This is a genomic window from Sporosarcina sp. P32b (assembly GCF_002743335.1).
Lineage (GTDB): Bacteria > Bacillota > Bacilli > Bacillales_A > Planococcaceae > Sporosarcina.
Genome location: NZ_PDZB01000038.1, coordinates 1 through 15,556 on the forward strand (window position 1 = coordinate 1; position 15,556 = coordinate 15,556).

The following is a 15,556-nucleotide window of genomic DNA, read 5'->3' on the forward strand; positions in this document are numbered from 1 at the left end:
GATCTTCTTCCCCTTAGAACCACAACCAAAATAAATACCACTCAGTAGCGCAGGCACAACTGCGGGGTAGGCCGTGGCCAGGAGACAACTGGCGGCACTTTGCCAGCTGGCTCCTGGCTGAAGGCAATCCCCCACGTGCCTGCGCGGGTCCAGAAAGCAGACACTCACTAACTACAGTACCCAACAACCAGTCGAGCAACGCCCCCATCAATAGTGACAAAGATCGGCAGCCGCGTAGTCTTTCCGTCTAGCGCGTTTGTAGGTTGGCTAAGATACGCAATTATCATTCTTAGAACTACAACCAAAATAAATACCCCACAGTAGCGCAAGCACAACTGCGGGGTAGGCCGTGGCCGGGAGACAACTGGCAGTACTATCGCCAGCTGGCTCCTGGCTGTAGGCAATCCCCCACGTGCCTGCGCGGGTCCAGAAAACGAACACTTACTAACTTCAGTCCCCAACAACCAGTCAAGCAACGACCACAACCAAAAGTGAAAAAGAACCGCAGCCGCCTAGTCTTTCCGCCAACCGCGTTTCCAGGTTGGGTAAAGTACGCAAAGTGTCATTGAATACCTGATCAAACACATTTAAACTAGCCTGTCTTCTTCATTGCCTCTTCATCCAATCCACTGCATCTTTTACAAGCCGCCGATTCATTTCAGGAGGAATATAATGCGTATAGCCTTCCAAATACCAAGTTTCAAACTTTTTATTCGCATCACGCAATGCATTCTCCAGCAATAATGCCTGTTCAAAAGACACATTCGTATCGAGAGTTCCGTGGATAATCAGTGTCGGAATATCGATATCCTTCATGTGAAATAAGGCTGTTCTCTCACGATACGCATCTGGTTGATTATTCGGCGTGCCACCGATGACACGCTTCATCATTCTGCGCATATCCTGTCGCTCTTTGTACGTGAAGACCACATCTGAGACGCCTGCCCATGTCACCATAGAAGTTAAATCATTGCGCATAATGGCTGTCCATAATGCCATTATCCCGCCTCTGGAAAAAGAAAATAAATGAATTCGATCTGAATTGACAGTGCTTTGCTGTTTAAGCACTTCCACACCTGTCACTGCATCATTGCGATCCTCTCCAGCAAATTCGTCCTTTCCTTCACCGCCACGATTGCCGCGATAATAAGGAGCGAACACTACAAGCCCATGAGATGCAAATTGCGCAATACGTCCCGGTCTAACCATCCCCACATGTTGGATGCCACCTCGTAAATACAGCAATCCATCATACCGTCCTTTTGCTTTTGGTGTGGCTAACAGGCCTTTTACTAACAAACCGTCAGAACTGTAGGTAATTTCCTCCAACTTAACATGCGGGTTTGGAGAAGGATAGTCTCTTCTTCGAATGATATTACCATCAGTTTGTTCCATCATTCGCTTCCACCCACTTTCTAAGTTCACCCATTCCACGATCTTTCATGTGAAAACTGAGTTCTGTACAGGCGTCTAGTTCAGCGTCTGTCATCCACACCGCACCTTCAGTTTCCATTAATGTAAAGTCTTTTTCTATGTGTAGTATATCTCCTGTAAAAACCGCTTTGCAAAACGGAGGGTTTGTAAAAACGACGTACTCCGCAAATGAATGGACGTTTTCTATAGTGACACCTGTTTCTTCCATTGTTTCCCGAATTGCCGCTTGCTCAATGGTCTCTCCTAGTTCCGCTTTTCCACCTGGGAATTCAATGCCGCGTATTCTATGTTTAGTTAATAACCAGTGCTCGTTGTGCTTAATCATAACGAGCACATGGCGGGATTCGATATGATGTGGATTCGGTCCAAACGTCAATTCGACATTGGCCCCCTGTAAATCTTCAAATTTCAGCAATATGGATCACGTCCTTTCCCCTAGTGTAGCGGAAAGGTAAGTGAAGATTCAACGAAATAGCGGTAGTTGTTCGATAAACCGTTTAGACTCATCGTCGGTGTATTCATGGATCAATGCGAAGACCTTCTTCAAACGCAAATCCACCTTATCGTTGTCTTTGTCATAATGATATGGAATATACGGTAAATGCGATCTGAGAAAATTTTGGAATTCCAATTGTTCCATTTGAGAAAACAGTTTTTCGAATACAGGATATGCTTCTTTGGTCACTTCTACTTTGTATTCCCATGTCGAGGAGTGAGGATCTGTAAGAACTAATTTGTGATTAAGTGATATATACATCGGATATCTTTCTTCTGTCATAATCATCCTACTTTCTTTTTTACGTAGCATGGCTCGTTATGAAAAATATATTCTGCATAAAAAACCTATTAACGGCATATCGTCAATAGGTCTCCGTATTATATTTCTTGATCTTGTTCTTCATACACTACTTTTTCAACTGCAAGCGCTACGTTAATGTGTACGTTAGGATCTAATGGATGTGGTACTAAATCGTCTCGCTTCGTACTATCCACAATCGCCAGAGCGGCAGCGATGAGCATCGGGTACGTAATGGATTTCGCATTGGCATTTAGTGCGCCACGGAAGATGCCTGGGAAACCGAGAACATTATTGACTAAACGGCCATCTGCTGCATAGGCTGCGCCAGCTTCCAATGCAATTTCTGGCGTGATTTCTGCGTTGGGATTAGATAAAGCCAGGATAATTTGCCCTTTACGAATCATTTCTGGCTTAATTAAATTAGCTACACCAGTTGTCGCAATGACTACATCACATGTCTCCATAATTTCTTCCATTGTTTCAACGACAGTTCCGCCGTACTTTGCTAACATCTCTTTTGCATGAGGATTGGGATCTGTTCCCTTCATTTCTGCTACACCATATGCCATAAACATACGACTGATTGCTAAACCTGCTGCGCCTAGACCAATTTGTCCGACTGAAGCATTAGTCAGTTCGACTCCGACATGTTTGCATGCTGTGAGCGTTGCCGCCAATGCAACGACTGCTGTGCCGTGTTGATCATCATGCATAACAGGTATCGGCAATTCTTTTTTCAAACGTTCTTCGATTTCAAAACAATGTGGGGATCCGATATCTTCCAGTAAGATCGCACCAAAGCCTTGATGGATATGTTTGATCGTTTCGACGACTTCATCTGGATCACTCGTATCAAGTAAAATCGGAATACCACTAATACCAACGAACTGATCAAACAAGACCGCTTTTCCTTCCATAACAGGCATTCCAGCTACAGGACCAATATTACCAAGTCCTAAAATAGCCGTACCATCTGTCACGATTGCCACTGTATTTGAGATGCCTGTGAAGTAATTTGCCTGTTCTGGGTCTTCCTGAATAGTTTTGCATACACTTGCTACACCCGGTGTATAAACTCTTCGTAAGTCTGCCAAAGAGCGGATTTCATGTGTAGCTTTCATATGAATTTTTCCGCCTTCATGCATTTGCAAAACATCATCTGTAACAGCTTGAACTTTAATACCTTCTTTTAAGTTTTCAATCGCCACGACGATTTCAGCTAAATGCTTTTGATCATTACATTGTAACGCGATTTCTCTAATCGTGGATAGAGTTCCTACTTTGATCGTTTGGATGTCCCCAATATCGCCATTCAGCTGACCGATTGCCATAGTTACCTTGCCAAGATTTCCCGGTTTAGAAGGAGTTTCGATAATTAAATTTCGCAAAAACTGTCCTTGAGCCATCTTCTGTTTACCTCCTACTATGTCTTGTTTTAATCATATTCTACCAGTATCTTTACTTACATCCATAAAAAAACACACATCTCTAATCATATGAGATGTGTGTTCGCCAATCAAGCCTTAGTATCAATAGAAGCGCCCTTTGTCGGATGCGCAACAGGTTGATCTTCAAGGCCGTTCAGCATATCATTCATAGCAGAAGTCTCCATTGAAAGAGCCTTATTCATGACGCTCATTTGAACGGTTGATTGCAAGCTTCTCAACTGGCTGGACATTATTGAATTGATATCCATATCGTTCAACTCCTTCCTGGTTTTCACTTCTTACTATCGGTTAATTCCTGGATGAATGAAGAGTTTTACTCGTTTGTTTCACCGAGAAACGCATTTAACATCCACTGATGCTTCTCAATGCTCTGATGCACCGCATTTAACATATCTTCAGTCATGTCATCCGAATCCTTCGCTGCAAGCTCCATACCCTTTTTCAATGATTTCATTATCTTATCAAAGTCATCTACTAGTGTTTGTACCATCTCATTTGATTTTTCTGTGCCTTTTGCTTCATCGACAACAGATTCAGTTAAATGCTGTGTTAGTGTTGCAGTCGGTTCGCCACCTAATGTCAGTACGCGTTCTGCAATTTCGTCCATATGCGCTGTAGCTTCATTGTATAACTCTTCAAATTTAGCATGCAATGTGAAGAATTGATTTCCTTTTACATACCAGTGATAGTTATGAAGTTTCGCATACAACACCGACCATGTAGATACTTGTTTGTTTAGTTCCTGAATTAACTCTTTAGACATAAAAAAAACACTCCTCTTAAATTGTATTATGCTTCTCTCTTTTAATTTACCACATCTATAGGTAAACTAAACCTTATTACGTCAGAAGGTGATGGATATGCTAAAGAAAGTATTTATACAACTGATCCGGTTCTACCAGAAATTTATTTCTCCCTTATCACCACCCTCTTGCCGATTTCATCCGACTTGTTCACATTACGGGGTGGAAGCAATTGAAACACACGGGGCACTTAAAGGTAGTTGGCTTGCAGTCATGCGAATTTTAAAATGTCATCCATTTCACAAAGGTGGATTCGATCCTGTACCTCCCAAGAAACCGAATAAAAACAAGCAGTACTAGGTTGCAAACATACATCATATCTTGTATGATGAGAAAATAATCTAAATAGTAATCATTCCGATTACGCAACGGAGGCTTTTCTAATGAAAAATCGTTTGCTCTTGCTAGGTGCCGCTTTGTTACTCGTATTAAGTGGTTGTACCAATAATGCAACGACTGAACCGGATGATTCGTCATCCGATCAATTACTCGTCTATACGACAGTCTACCCATTGCAATACTTCACTGAACGTATTGGTGGAGAGTATGTTGACGTGAAATCTATCTATCCTCCTGGGACAGATGAACACGTGTTTGAACCTACACAAAAAGATATGATGGCCCTCGCAAAAGGAGATTTATTCTTCTATATCGGACTTGGACTGGAAGGTTTTGTACAAAAGACGGAGAAGACGTTGCAAAATGAAGATGTGCAGTTTGTTCCAATCGCCGATTATATTGATCCCGAGGAATTAGAAGAAGGTCATTCCCACGAACATGGAGAAGAAGAGCATCACGATCATGGTCACGAGGATACCGTTGATCCACATGTTTGGATATCTCCTTATCTCAGCACAAAGCTTGCAGAGAAAATTACGCAAGAGTTGTCCGATGAATTACCTGAACATGCAGAGGCATTCAAGAAAAATTTCGATGTGTTATATGATGAACTAGAAGAATTGGATCGTGGATTTAAGACTATGGCTGATGCGTCACCAAACAAAACATTCTTCGTATCTCATGCAGCGTTTGGCTACTTGGCAGATGCTTACGGATTACAGCAACTTGCAGTATCTGGTCTTGATTCTCAGAATGAACCTTCACAAAAGGAATTGGCTTCACTTGTAAAAGATGCAAAAGAACAAGACATCCAGTATATTTTATTTGAACAAAACGTCAGCTCGAAATTGGCTGAAGTCATCAAAAAAGAACTGGATGCCGAAGCGCTCACTTTGCATAATTTGAGTGTACTTACTGAAGAAGATATACAAAAGGAAGAAACATACTTCACTCTCATGGAACAAAATTTGGACGTACTGAAAAAAGCATTAGGCAACTAACAGTGGATGAAAACTCCACTGTTTTTTTATAACCATTTTTTCAATTCGAAGCGCATCAATTTATTCGCTGCATTACGTGGCAGTTGCTCTACAAATCGAAATTCTTTTGGAAGTTTATAACGTGCTAGACGTTCCGAACAGAATTCCACTAGTTCTTCCTCATTGACTGAACCGACAAGGAACGCAACGGGTACTTGCCCCCATTCCATATCTTCTTTACCACATACGCCGGCTTCCCGTATAGCAGGATGTGCCAGCAATACATTTTCAATCTCGGCAGGATAAATATTCTCTCCACCTGAGATAATTAAATCAGCACGTCGATCAACGATGAATAAATAGCCTTCCTCGTCAAGATAGCCTGCATCCCCTGTAGCGAGCCAACCGTCCTCGGTTAGTGCCTTGCGTGTTCGTTGGCTTCCAATGTAGCCTGGTGTCACGTGAGGACCTTTTATGAGCACTTCTCCTACTTCTCTTGGTTGAACGGTATCTTTAATGGCAATTTGATTGAAAAATAACGGTTTACCAGCTGAACCTAGCTTTCGCGCCGCATCTGCTTTTCCAAGTGTTGTCGTTTGCGAACATGTTTCGGTCATGCCATATGTCTGAAGTATCGGTAATCCACACGCAGTTGCGCGTTCCAAATAATCGAGCGGCACTGGTCCGCCACCGACGAGCATCGTGCGAAATAACGGATGTGCTTTACTATTAGTTGCTTCCATTACACGAACAATTTGATCCAACGTAAGCGCAACGACGGACATCGCCGTAACACGCCCTGCTATGATTTGTGCTGCAGCCTCTTTTGCATCAAATTTTTCGTACAAGCGCATTTCCATTCCATAAATTACAGAACGAATGACGATCGACAGGCCACTTATATGGAATAAAGGCATCATGCAAAGCCAGGAATCTTGGTCGGTCAATCCGAGATTCAGAGCAGAAGCAAGTGCGCTCGACGTATGATTACCCGCTGTCTGTCGAACTCCTTTGGGAACCCCTGTAGTGCCTGAAGTATACATAATCGATAACGTCTGATCTTCAGTCCACTGATCCAGAATAATGAACTCTTTCTGTTCAGACTTTTGAACTGTCGAATAATATAAGTTCTCGATGTCATCCAACTTAGGAAGTGTTTGTATTTGATCATCTATAATCACAAGTTTTGCTTCGGAATCACGTACTTGCCAGCATAATTCCTGTTCTGTCAGCCGATTATTCAGACAGACTACTTCCACACTTAATAACCAACATGCATGAATAAAGAGTACCGTTTGTTCAGTGGACTGACTGAGCAGCGCTACCCTACTCTCAGGTTGTACTCCGAGATGATGAAGTTGTTGTGCGATTTCAAGGGATTGTTCATATAATTCACGGTATGACCATCGTCCTTGTCCGGTCACTAAAGCTGATGCATCAGGCGTCAATTTGGCTCGTTGCACAAGCCAATTTGGAATGATCATAGGTAACTCCTCCAATTAAAATTAACGTAATGAAAAAGCTGCCCAAGTTAGGCAGCTTTCATTTGTTTAAGGGAATCGTGGGAACTGATCGAAGTCTGGTTTGCGCTTTTCTTTAAACGCATCTCGTCCTTCTTTCGCTTCATCTGTTGTGTAATAAAGCAATGTTGCGTCTCCAGCCAATTGCTGAAGTCCAGCCAAACCGTCTGTATCGGCGTTCATTGCTGCTTTCAAGAAGCGAAGTGCAGTTGGACTCTTGCCAAGCATTTCTTCACACCATTGAACAGTTTCGTCTTCTAGCTGCTCATAAGGGACGACTGTGTTAACTAAGCCCATATCAAGTGCTTCCTGTGCGTCGTATTGACGGCATAGGTACCAGATTTCACGTGCTTTCTTATGACCAACAATACGTGCGAGGTATCCTGAACCATATCCTGCGTCGAACGAGCCTACAGTAGGTCCTGTTTGTCCAAAACGTGCATTGTCTGCAGCAATCGTCAAGTCACACACTACATGTAATACGTGACCGCCACCGATTGCATATCCTGCAACCATTGCGACAACAGGCTTAGGAATAACGCGAATCAAACGTTGAAGATCTAAAACGTTCAAGCGTGGAATTTCGTCGTCTCCAACATATCCACCGTGACCGCGAACAGATTGATCGCCTCCTGAACAGAAAGCTTTCTCTCCTTCACCTGTTAACACGATAACTCCAATTCGCTGATCATCTCTTGCGCGTGAAAATGCATCGATCATTTCCATTACTGTTTTCGGACGGAATGCGTTGCGCACTTCCGGACGATTGATCGTGATTTTTGCGATACCATTGTACATTTCGTACTTGATATCATCATATGTACGAAGCGTTTCCCATTGACGGGTCATAATAAATTCCTCCTCGATTTTTACACTGTTTTCAGATAGCTCTTTATCATTGTAGCAAATTGTTGAGGTTTTTCCACGTGAATTGCATGCCCCGTATCTTTTATCGTTTCATGTTGCGCATTTGGCAGGCTTTTCATCATTTCTTGCGCAATCATTTCAAATTTCTCGTCTTCACTGCCCGTAAGCAATAATACAGGAAGTGAAAGTTGCTCTAGCGCCTGCCAGTATGAAGGCTGACTCCCTGTTCCAATCCCTCGTAAACTGTTTGCTAAACCAATTGGCCGTTGATTGAGGCGTTCTTTACGCACTGCTTGCTGCTGTGAGTCAGACAATTTCTTTTGTGAATGAAACAGCGGAATCTCCTGCCAAAAGTCAACGAATTCAATCATTCCTTGCTGTTCTATCTTATCCGCTAGCTCAGCATCTGCTGTCCGTCGTGCAAGTTGTTGTTCAGACGTACGCAAGCCTGGTGAACTGCTCTCAAGTACTAAACTTTTCACTTTGTCAGGATAGGTTGCCGTATAGCCTAGCGCGACACGTCCTCCCATCGAATAACCAAGTAGAATGGGCTTGGTTATTTCAAGCGTCTGCAAGACTTCATTCAAATCTTCAATTTGCTCGTCCATCTCATAGCGGTTCATCTTTTCAGGCGCTTCCGTTTTACCATGACCGATTAAATCGACTGCGACTACATAATAATCCACCGTAAGCTCTTCAATCGTTTGCTGCCAAGTAGCGGTCGAACCTGTAAATCCATGCAACAAAACAATTGCAGGCAAGCGTTCATCCCCGAACTTTGCAATATGCGTATCAATACCTCTGATTGTTACTATTTCAGTCGTCAATGCGTTCCACCCTCTTCGCAATTTCCCGCCATACGGAGCGATGAGCTTCTACATTGTCTGCACGTACTGTTGCTACTTCAATAATTCGTAGATTAGCCGTTTTAGCCGTTTGCATCGCCTGTTCAAATGCTGGTGTCGTTTCTACTGCATCATATTGCGCTTCATACATCGCTGCGATATGGTCGAATGTTACATTAGTTGGAGTCCCGAATAATTGCTCATAATGATGTTCAATAGAAGCTTGTGGCAAATAGGAGAAGATCCCGCCACCATTGTTATTAATCAGAACAATCGTCAAATCAGTTTGCTGTAAACGGGAAATAATTAATCCGTTCACGTCATGTAAAAACGCCAAATCACCAATCAATAAATAAGTTTGGCGTTGACGACCTTCCTGAATACCAAGAGCAGTCGAGACAACTCCGTCAATTCCATTTGCTCCCCTATTGCAGAACAACGAAATATCACGGTTCGTCTTTTTGAAATGCGTATCCAAGTCCCGAATCGGCATACTGCTACTGCAGACTACATCGGATCCGTCCGGTAAATTAGCAATGAATTGACGAACGAAGTGACCTTCATCTTGATTGAAATGTTGATCTTCATTCATTACGTCTGCAGAAATTTGATTGGCTCTAGTCCATTGTTTCGTATACTTTGTTCGCTCGCGTGGTACAGATACTTGCTGCCAAATACTCGCTGCACTCACTTGCAAGTGATGAGTAGTCAGACCAATCGGATCACGATAATTTGGCGATTCATCGACTACGATATACGTTTCTGGACAAGTCTTCTTCAAAAACAAAAGTAATGGCTTAGAAGTGGGCTGCGGACCAAATCGTATGACACAATCAGGTCGCACGTTTTCAGCAAACATTTCACTTTTTAGCAACGCATCATATTGATCAATACAAAGATCGTCACAGTCTGTCGGTACTTGTGAGCGTAGATTGGATAACGGATCACATAGTACAGGCCATTGAAGTGCTCTAGCAAACTGCCAGAAACGATCTTTATCTAAAGTAGACGGTTGCTCTCCCATCACGAGTATGCCTTTTTTCGATTGTGTAATGGCCGTTTCGAGTACTGTTTTCATTTCCTCTGTTACAGCCAAGTTCCCTACTAACTGTTGTTGGAATCGACTGACAGGCACCGTGGCTTCCAAGTCAATAAGCAATGGCTCGCGGAATGGCACATTCAAGTGCACAGGCCCTTGAGGTGCAGTTTTAGCAACGGAAAGAAGTCTAACTGCACGTTGTTCCATGTATCGTAAGATGTCTTCTCTGTTTTCAGGCACAGGGAAATCGACGCTATCTTTGACGTGCTCTCCGAACATGCGAATTTGATCAATCGCCTGTGGAGCACCGACTTCACGTAATTCATGCGGACGATCCGCTGTTATGACGATCAACGGCAGTCTTGCATAAAACGCTTCTGTAATTGCAGGGTGATAGTTCGATGCGGCTGTTCCTGACGTACATAGTAAGACAACCGGTTGTCCAGTCGCCTTTACTAAACCAAGTGCGTAAAAAGCTGCTGAACGCTCATCGGTATGCATATAAGTCTGCATGTCTTCAGAGTTCGTAAACGCATACGCAAGAGGAGTCGATCTAGAGCCAGGACTTATAACCGCCCTGGTTGCTCCTTGCCGTATAAGCGCATCTGTTAAGCGGAGCACATAACTCGTTAATCCTGCTTCGTGATCATTCATGTAAACGGCCTCCGAGCGCGCGCAACACAGGACGGAATTTCACCCATGTTTCCGCATATTCTTCCGTTGGTGTAGAATCGGCTACAATACCGCCGCCCGCATACAAATAGGCATCATTGCCTGTTAGAAGTCCTGAACGGATCGCTACCGCAAATTCTCCATTACCCGCAGAATCCGCCCATCCAATCGGCCCTGCATAAAAGCCGCGGTCCATCTGCTCTTCTTCCCGAATAATTTCAAGCGCCTTCTGACGTGGAACTCCACCTAAAGCAGGTGTCGGATGAAGTGCTTCTACTAGACGGAATATATCCATGTCATTCGCAAGCTCTCCTTCAACCGGAGTGAATAAATGCTGGATATCCCGTACTTTCAAGAGCTTTGGTGTTTTATTTACTTGTAAGGATGTACAAAATTCTGCAAAGACTTGTGTAATCATATCGACTACATACTGATGTTCTTCACGATTTTTCTTATCTCGTAACAACACTTCTCCAAGCCGCTGATCTTCTTGAGACGTTTTTCCACGTTCAATAGAACCCGCTACACATGCAGAATATGCATGTCCATTATAAATCTCAACCAGCCTCTCCGGTGTTGCACCGAAAAACATTTCATCGCCAATTTGCAGTCCGAAGTGATAGCTAGCAGACTGTTCATTCGTAATCGTATGCAACGCAGCAGCCTTTTGGAATTCTTCTTCAAACGTCAATTTTATTTTACGTGCAATGACGACTTTCTCTGCCTCTTGCGCTTTAATATGTGATGTCACGTGCTCTACAGCATCCATATAACGGTCCGTAGCCAATTCTGTCTGTTTGATCACGTCAGGCTTTCCTTGGAAAGTGAATTCGTCAACTTGTGCAATATGGATCAAACGGTCCCGTTCGTGACGCAATGCTTCAAAGTCTGCTGCCGCTTGCGGTTCTTTTGTAATATAGTTAATCGACACATACGTTTTACCTTTTTCGATTTTCAGTTGGAATAAAGGAACAGTGAAATAAGCGGCTGGAAAAGCACTCCATTCATCATCTTGGCGTGTATGAGGATCAAAAGAAAACCCTCCAAACAACACCGGATCAATATCTTTTTCTTCTTTAATCAACCCTTCACATAAAGTTGCCCATTGTGAAGATATCGACTGAAAACGATCCCTCTCCGCTGTTAAAACTGTAGCCTGACCTAATCCGACAAGTTTTACCGTCTTGTCTGCATTCTGCCAGAAGAAACGATGCTCACCATAATGTGAAAGGCCTGCTTCAAAAAAAGCAAGCGGACTTAGCGTTTCAACTTCTAATGTTTCCGTAAAAAAACGAGATTCAGCGCTTGTTGCCGGAACCATTTTTTCTCGATCGGTCAATTTCCGAATCATCCCACTCTCTCCTTCTCATCATGCTATATGTTTTTCGACAATTTACGTTCGGACATCATTTCTCAGAACGATAAGTACCTCTATTCTAGCACATTGGACGCTGTACTTAATATATAATGTCTCGCTGTATAGGAGAGCATTCGACAAATATCTTTTGTGATTGTCTCTTCTTACCTAACTACTTGTTTTTGTTGTATACTATCAGATGATGACTACATATATAAGGAGAGATTACCCGTGCAACACACAATAGAAACCGATACTGGCTGGCGAGTTTGGTGGCAACTGACACGCCCACATACATTGACTGCCGCTTTTGCACCTGTCTTTTTAGGTACTATGATTGCGCTACAATACGGTCCGCTTCATTTTCCATTATTTTTAGCGATGCTTGTAGCCAGTTTATTTTTGCAGATGGCTACAAATATGTTCAATGAATACTATGATTTCAAACGAGGACTCGACGATGAACACTCAATTGGTATTGGCGGGACAATCGTCCGCAATGGCGTACAGCCTAAGACCGTATTAAATTTAGCACTCATTCTGTATGGCTTATCTGTACTTCTAGGTATTTACATTTGTATGGAAACGTCCTGGTGGCTTGCTGCTGTGGGGTCCGTTGCTATGTTAATTGGCTATTTGTATACGGGCGGACCCTACCCGATCGCTTACACTCCATTCGGCGAGCTGGTTTCTGGATTCATCATGGGGATGCTATTAATTTTGATTGCATTCTACATTCAAACAGGAACTGTCACTGGTAATGCGATCTTGTTATCTGTTCCAAGCATGCTGTTAGTCGGAGCAATTATGTTGGCAAATAATATTCGTGATATTGTACAAGATACTAGGGGCGGCAGAAAGACTATGGCGATTCTCGTAGGACGAAAAAATGCTGTAACGATATTGGCAACATTTTTCATCGTGTCGTATGCATGGATTATTGCACTCGTTGTGACTGGACATGTGTCTACATGGGCATTACTCGTACTACTGAGCATTCCAAAACCGCTTCATGCTACGAAAACATTCCGCAAGTATGAACAACCCATTCAAGTCATGCCAGCAATGAAGGATACAGGCGTGACCAATACGTTGTTTGGACTACTTCTTGGTATCGGCATTCTCATTGCCCACTTCATCTGAATAAACTGTATCAACAACGTCCACACTGAAAAAGGTGGACGTTTTTTTGTTGTAAAGGTTTACCCTAGCTCGTAAACAGGGAAAGACTGAAATAAGAAAGCTTTCTCGGACTTCATAGTTCAACTAGGAAAGCCACATAGAAAGGGTCGTGACTATATTGTTAACAACTTCAAAAATTCAACAACTGGAAAAAGAATTACGTGAAATGGAAGATCGTTTGACTGAAACAGAAAATGAGACGGAGATTGTAAATACGGCACAAGATGATGTAGGCGAATTATCGATGTATGATAATCACCCCGCTGACATGGGTACAGAATTATATGAACGTGAAAAGGACATAGCACTTCACACACACGCTGAAGGTGAACTAGAGAAAGTCCAGAACGCACTACAAGCTATCAAAGACGGCACGTACGGTACATGTGAGGTCTGTGGTAAGGAAATACAAGTAGAGCGCTTAGAAGCCATCCCTTACACTACTGTGTGTATTGAAGATGCGCAAAAAGATGTTCCGACTGATCGACCGGTTGAAGATGATTTATTAAAGATGGCAGATCCCAATTCATTTGCAGCACGAAGAGAAGGAGACGCAATAGATTACGAAGATAGCTTTCAAGAAATCGCCCAGTCCGGCACATCTGAAACTCCTTCAGACTTCTCAGGTAATAAAAATCGGGATTATGGGGATCTGTACGATGAAGAAAATGAAGATAGCGTTGAAGAATATGAAGAGTTTGCAGTATCTGACATTACAGGTGAACCAGCCGGCTTTGTGCACAATGAACAAGCGATCAGATATGAAGATGAATTGGATGAGGAAGGTATTGAATCACCATTGGGTGACATTCCTTATAAAGAACGTGACAGCTATATTGATGCAGAGGAAGATAAGTAATTTTAAAACAGTACGTTATACAAGTACTCCTTGTATGACGTACTGTTTTTTTTACGTACTTTCGTTCCATAAGTACAGAAGACTTAGCATAAAATTTACTATCTGTTTAAAGAGTGAAAGTAGAAGCTAGCTAGATACAAATTGAACGCATATCGGCACTATTGATTGGTAGCACAACTCTACACGATGCATATCCCCTTCATATTACTCTCAGTTGCTTTCTACATAACTTAATTGAACAATAGAAAAAAGGTATTGCACAGTTGTGCAATACCTTTTTTTATGTATGACCCCTACGGGATTCGAACCCGTGATACCGCCGTGAAAGGGCGGTGTCTTAACCGCTTGACCAAGGGGCCAAAAATATGGCGGAGAAGGAGGGATTCGAACCCTCGCACCGCTTTCGCGATCTACACCCTTAGCAGGGGCGCCTCTTGAGCCACTTGAGTACTTCCCCATAAAAATGGCTCCGCAGGTAAGACTCGAACTTACGACCGATCGGTTAACAGCCGATTGCTCTACCACTGAGCTACTGCGGAATGGTGGGCCTAAGTGGACTCGAACCACCGACCTCACGCTTATCAGGCGTGCGCTCTAACCAGCTGAGCTATAGGCCCCTATTGGAGCGGGTGGGGAGAATCGAACTCCCATCATCAGCTTGGAAGGCTGAGGTTTTACCACTAAACTACACCCGCATTTATGGTGGCTCAGGACGGAATCGAACCGCCGACACAAGGATTTTCAGTCCTTTGCTCTACCGACTGAGCTACTGAGCCACATTAATTTCTGTTTAAATAAAAATGGCGGTCCCGACCGGGATCGAACCGGCGATCTCCTGCGTGACAGGCAGGCATGTTAACCGCTACACCACGGGACCATTGGTTGCGGGGACAGGATTTGAACCTGTGACCTTTGGGTTATGAGCCCAACGAGCTACCACTGCTCCACCCCGCGATAATACAAATGTTTCTTTTTCTAATACTTAACGCCTTTATTATCTTAACATAACTACTTAGTAAAGTAAAGCTATTGTTAAAGTAAATATGGCGGAGGAAGAGGGATTCGAACCCCCGCGGGCTTTAACACCCCTGTCGGTTTTCAAGACCGATCCCTTCAGCCGGGCTTGGGTATTCCTCCGTGAATTAAATAATCTGGTGGACCTTGCAGGACTCGAACCTGCGACCGGACGGTTATGAGCCGTCTGCTCTAACCAACTGAGCTAAAGGTCCTTAGGATAGCGGCGGAGGGATTTGAACCCCCGACCCTACGGGTATGAACCGTATGCTCTAGCCAACTGAGCTACGCCGCTGCAATTAGTCAGCCATGTGATTTATTGGTGGAGCCTAACGGGATCGAACCGTTGACCTCCTGCGTGCAAGGCAGGCGCTCTCCCAGCTGAGCTAAGGCCCCAA

The 15,556-nt window shown here is 43.4% G+C and carries 15 protein-coding genes and 12 tRNA genes; 4 read left to right on the top strand and 23 right to left on the bottom strand.

All coding sequences use genetic code 11. The features are described from left to right. Nucleotides 1–606 precede the first annotated feature (606 nt). The 6 genes from CSV64_RS15820 to CSV64_RS15845 all read right to left on the bottom strand — a co-directional run bounded on the left by CSV64_RS15820 (nt 607) and on the right by CSV64_RS15845 (nt 4,444). Nucleotides 607–1,398, bottom strand: a complete 792-nt coding sequence (locus tag CSV64_RS15820) for an alpha/beta hydrolase family protein (protein ID WP_099635555.1) — start codon at nt 1,396–1,398, stop codon at nt 607–609. Beyond that, nucleotides 1,382–1,849 (bottom strand): NUDIX hydrolase, encoded by a 468-nt coding sequence (locus CSV64_RS15825; RefSeq protein WP_233190517.1) that lies wholly within the window; start codon nt 1,847–1,849, stop codon nt 1,382–1,384. Before CSV64_RS15825 ends, CSV64_RS15820 begins: the two co-directional genes overlap by 17 nt. Before the next feature lie 48 nt (nt 1,850–1,897). Next, complete coding sequence (locus CSV64_RS15830) at nt 1,898–2,212, bottom strand: transposase (protein ID WP_233190518.1); 315 nt, start codon at nt 2,210–2,212, stop codon at nt 1,898–1,900. A gap of 98 nt (nt 2,213–2,310) precedes the next feature. Further along, nucleotides 2,311–3,639 carry an NAD-dependent malic enzyme gene (locus tag CSV64_RS15835; RefSeq protein WP_099635557.1) on the bottom strand — a complete coding sequence of 443 codons (1,329 nt, stop codon included), beginning with the start codon at nt 3,637–3,639 and terminating at the stop codon, nt 2,311–2,313. 110 nt (nt 3,640–3,749) lie between these two features. Beyond that, a complete protein-coding gene (locus tag CSV64_RS15840) occupies nt 3,750–3,929 on the bottom strand; it encodes a putative motility protein (protein WP_099635558.1) in 180 nt (59 codons plus the stop codon). Between the two features lie 65 nt (nt 3,930–3,994). Then, nucleotides 3,995–4,444: a Dps family protein gene (locus CSV64_RS15845; RefSeq protein WP_099635559.1), complete on the bottom strand. Its 450-nt coding sequence runs from the start codon at nt 4,442–4,444 to the stop codon at nt 3,995–3,997. 97 nt (nt 4,445–4,541) lie between these two features. On the opposite strand from CSV64_RS15845, the gene yidD reads away from it, so the two are divergent. Together yidD and CSV64_RS15855 are read left to right on the top strand one after the other, a co-directional pair. Further along, complete coding sequence (yidD, locus tag CSV64_RS15850) at nt 4,542–4,784, top strand: membrane protein insertion efficiency factor YidD (protein WP_099635560.1); 243 nt, start codon at nt 4,542–4,544, stop codon at nt 4,782–4,784. Nucleotides 4,785–4,867: 83 nt separating this feature from the next. Further along, the gene (locus CSV64_RS15855; RefSeq protein ID WP_099635561.1) at nt 4,868–5,824 is read left to right on the top strand and encodes a metal ABC transporter solute-binding protein, Zn/Mn family; all 957 of its coding nucleotides are present in this window, start codon (nt 4,868–4,870) and stop codon (nt 5,822–5,824) included. Between the two features lie 26 nt (nt 5,825–5,850). Here the strand turns inward: CSV64_RS15855 and CSV64_RS15860 are convergent, their stop codons facing one another. From CSV64_RS15860 to CSV64_RS15880, 5 genes are all read right to left on the bottom strand, one after another. Then, nucleotides 5,851–7,287: an o-succinylbenzoate--CoA ligase gene (locus tag CSV64_RS15860; RefSeq protein ID WP_099635562.1), complete on the bottom strand. Its 1,437-nt coding sequence runs from the start codon at nt 7,285–7,287 to the stop codon at nt 5,851–5,853. A gap of 66 nt (nt 7,288–7,353) precedes the next feature. Then, entirely contained in the window at nt 7,354–8,172 is an 819-nt protein-coding gene (gene menB / locus CSV64_RS15865; RefSeq protein WP_085426764.1) for a 1,4-dihydroxy-2-naphthoyl-CoA synthase, read from the bottom strand. Between the two features lie 20 nt (nt 8,173–8,192). After that, the gene (gene menH / locus CSV64_RS15870; RefSeq protein ID WP_099635563.1) at nt 8,193–9,017 is read right to left on the bottom strand and encodes a 2-succinyl-6-hydroxy-2,4-cyclohexadiene-1-carboxylate synthase; all 825 of its coding nucleotides are present in this window, start codon (nt 9,015–9,017) and stop codon (nt 8,193–8,195) included. Beyond that, nucleotides 9,007–10,728: a 2-succinyl-5-enolpyruvyl-6-hydroxy-3-cyclohexene-1-carboxylic-acid synthase gene (menD, locus tag CSV64_RS15875; protein WP_099635564.1), complete on the bottom strand. Its 1,722-nt coding sequence runs from the start codon at nt 10,726–10,728 to the stop codon at nt 9,007–9,009. The genes menH and menD overlap by 11 nt, the downstream gene beginning before the upstream one ends. After that, a complete protein-coding gene (locus tag CSV64_RS15880; protein WP_099635565.1) occupies nt 10,721–12,097 on the bottom strand; it encodes an isochorismate synthase in 1,377 nt (458 codons plus the stop codon). The genes menD and CSV64_RS15880 overlap by 8 nt, the downstream gene beginning before the upstream one ends. Before the next feature lie 237 nt (nt 12,098–12,334). Between CSV64_RS15880 and CSV64_RS15885 the strand changes: the two genes are divergently transcribed. Both CSV64_RS15885 and CSV64_RS15890 read left to right on the top strand, forming a co-directional pair. Continuing rightward, nucleotides 12,335–13,246 carry a 1,4-dihydroxy-2-naphthoate polyprenyltransferase gene (locus CSV64_RS15885; protein WP_099635566.1) on the top strand — a complete coding sequence of 304 codons (912 nt, stop codon included), beginning with the start codon at nt 12,335–12,337 and terminating at the stop codon, nt 13,244–13,246. Nucleotides 13,247–13,394: 148 nt separating this feature from the next. Further along, entirely contained in the window at nt 13,395–14,144 is a 750-nt protein-coding gene (locus tag CSV64_RS15890; RefSeq protein WP_233190519.1) for a TraR/DksA C4-type zinc finger protein, read from the top strand. Nucleotides 14,145–14,431: 287 nt separating this feature from the next. Here the strand turns inward: CSV64_RS15890 and CSV64_RS15895 are convergent. The 12 genes from CSV64_RS15895 to CSV64_RS15950 all read right to left on the bottom strand — a co-directional run bounded on the left by CSV64_RS15895 (nt 14,432) and on the right by CSV64_RS15950 (nt 15,554). Beyond that, nucleotides 14,432–14,503: transfer RNA gene (locus tag CSV64_RS15895), tRNA-Glu, on the bottom strand. Between the two features lie 7 nt (nt 14,504–14,510). Next, a tRNA-Ser gene (locus CSV64_RS15900) sits at nt 14,511–14,601 on the bottom strand. A 7-nt stretch (nt 14,602–14,608) separates the two neighbouring features. Further along, nucleotides 14,609–14,683 (bottom strand) — tRNA-Asn (locus CSV64_RS15905). 1 nt (nt 14,684) lies between these two features. After that, nucleotides 14,685–14,761, bottom strand: a tRNA-Ile gene (locus CSV64_RS15910). Between the two features lie 4 nt (nt 14,762–14,765). Next, nucleotides 14,766–14,839 (bottom strand) — tRNA-Gly (locus CSV64_RS15915). 5 nt (nt 14,840–14,844) lie between these two features. Then, nucleotides 14,845–14,920: transfer RNA gene (locus tag CSV64_RS15920), tRNA-Phe, on the bottom strand. Nucleotides 14,921–14,945: 25 nt separating this feature from the next. Further along, nucleotides 14,946–15,021, bottom strand: a tRNA-Asp gene (locus CSV64_RS15925). 2 nt (nt 15,022–15,023) lie between these two features. Continuing rightward, nucleotides 15,024–15,098: transfer RNA gene (locus CSV64_RS15930), tRNA-Met, on the bottom strand. Between the two features lie 90 nt (nt 15,099–15,188). After that, nucleotides 15,189–15,281 (bottom strand) — tRNA-Ser (locus tag CSV64_RS15935). 15 nt (nt 15,282–15,296) lie between these two features. Further along, nucleotides 15,297–15,373: transfer RNA gene (locus CSV64_RS15940), tRNA-Ile, on the bottom strand. Between the two features lie 6 nt (nt 15,374–15,379). Continuing rightward, nucleotides 15,380–15,453: transfer RNA gene (locus tag CSV64_RS15945), tRNA-Met, on the bottom strand. A gap of 25 nt (nt 15,454–15,478) precedes the next feature. Next, nucleotides 15,479–15,554: transfer RNA gene (locus CSV64_RS15950), tRNA-Ala, on the bottom strand. Nucleotides 15,555–15,556: the final 2 nt, after the last annotated feature.

Excerpts from the sequence above, each read along its gene's own strand:
- CSV64_RS15820 (WP_099635555.1), bottom strand. The coding sequence starts at position 1,398 with ATGATGGAACAAACTGATGGTAATATCATTCGAAGAAGAGACTATCCT.
- CSV64_RS15830 (WP_233190518.1), bottom strand. The coding sequence starts at position 2,212 with ATGACAGAAGAAAGATATCCGATGTATATATCACTTAATCACAAATTA.
- CSV64_RS15835 (WP_099635557.1), bottom strand. The coding sequence starts at position 3,639 with ATGGCTCAAGGACAGTTTTTGCGAAATTTAATTATCGAAACTCCTTCT.
- CSV64_RS15840 (WP_099635558.1), bottom strand. The coding sequence starts at position 3,929 with ATGGATATCAATTCAATAATGTCCAGCCAGTTGAGAAGCTTGCAATCA.
- CSV64_RS15845 (WP_099635559.1), bottom strand. The coding sequence starts at position 4,444 with ATGTCTAAAGAGTTAATTCAGGAACTAAACAAACAAGTATCTACATGG.
- yidD (WP_099635560.1), top strand. The coding sequence starts at position 4,542 with ATGCTAAAGAAAGTATTTATACAACTGATCCGGTTCTACCAGAAATTT.
- CSV64_RS15855 (WP_099635561.1), top strand. The coding sequence starts at position 4,868 with ATGAAAAATCGTTTGCTCTTGCTAGGTGCCGCTTTGTTACTCGTATTA.
- CSV64_RS15860 (WP_099635562.1), bottom strand. The coding sequence starts at position 7,287 with ATGATCATTCCAAATTGGCTTGTGCAACGAGCCAAATTGACGCCTGAT.
- menB (WP_085426764.1), bottom strand. The coding sequence starts at position 8,172 with ATGACCCGTCAATGGGAAACGCTTCGTACATATGATGATATCAAGTAC.
- menD (WP_099635564.1), bottom strand. The coding sequence starts at position 10,728 with ATGAATGATCACGAAGCAGGATTAACGAGTTATGTGCTCCGCTTAACA.
- CSV64_RS15880 (WP_099635565.1), bottom strand. The coding sequence starts at position 12,097 with ATGATTCGGAAATTGACCGATCGAGAAAAAATGGTTCCGGCAACAAGC.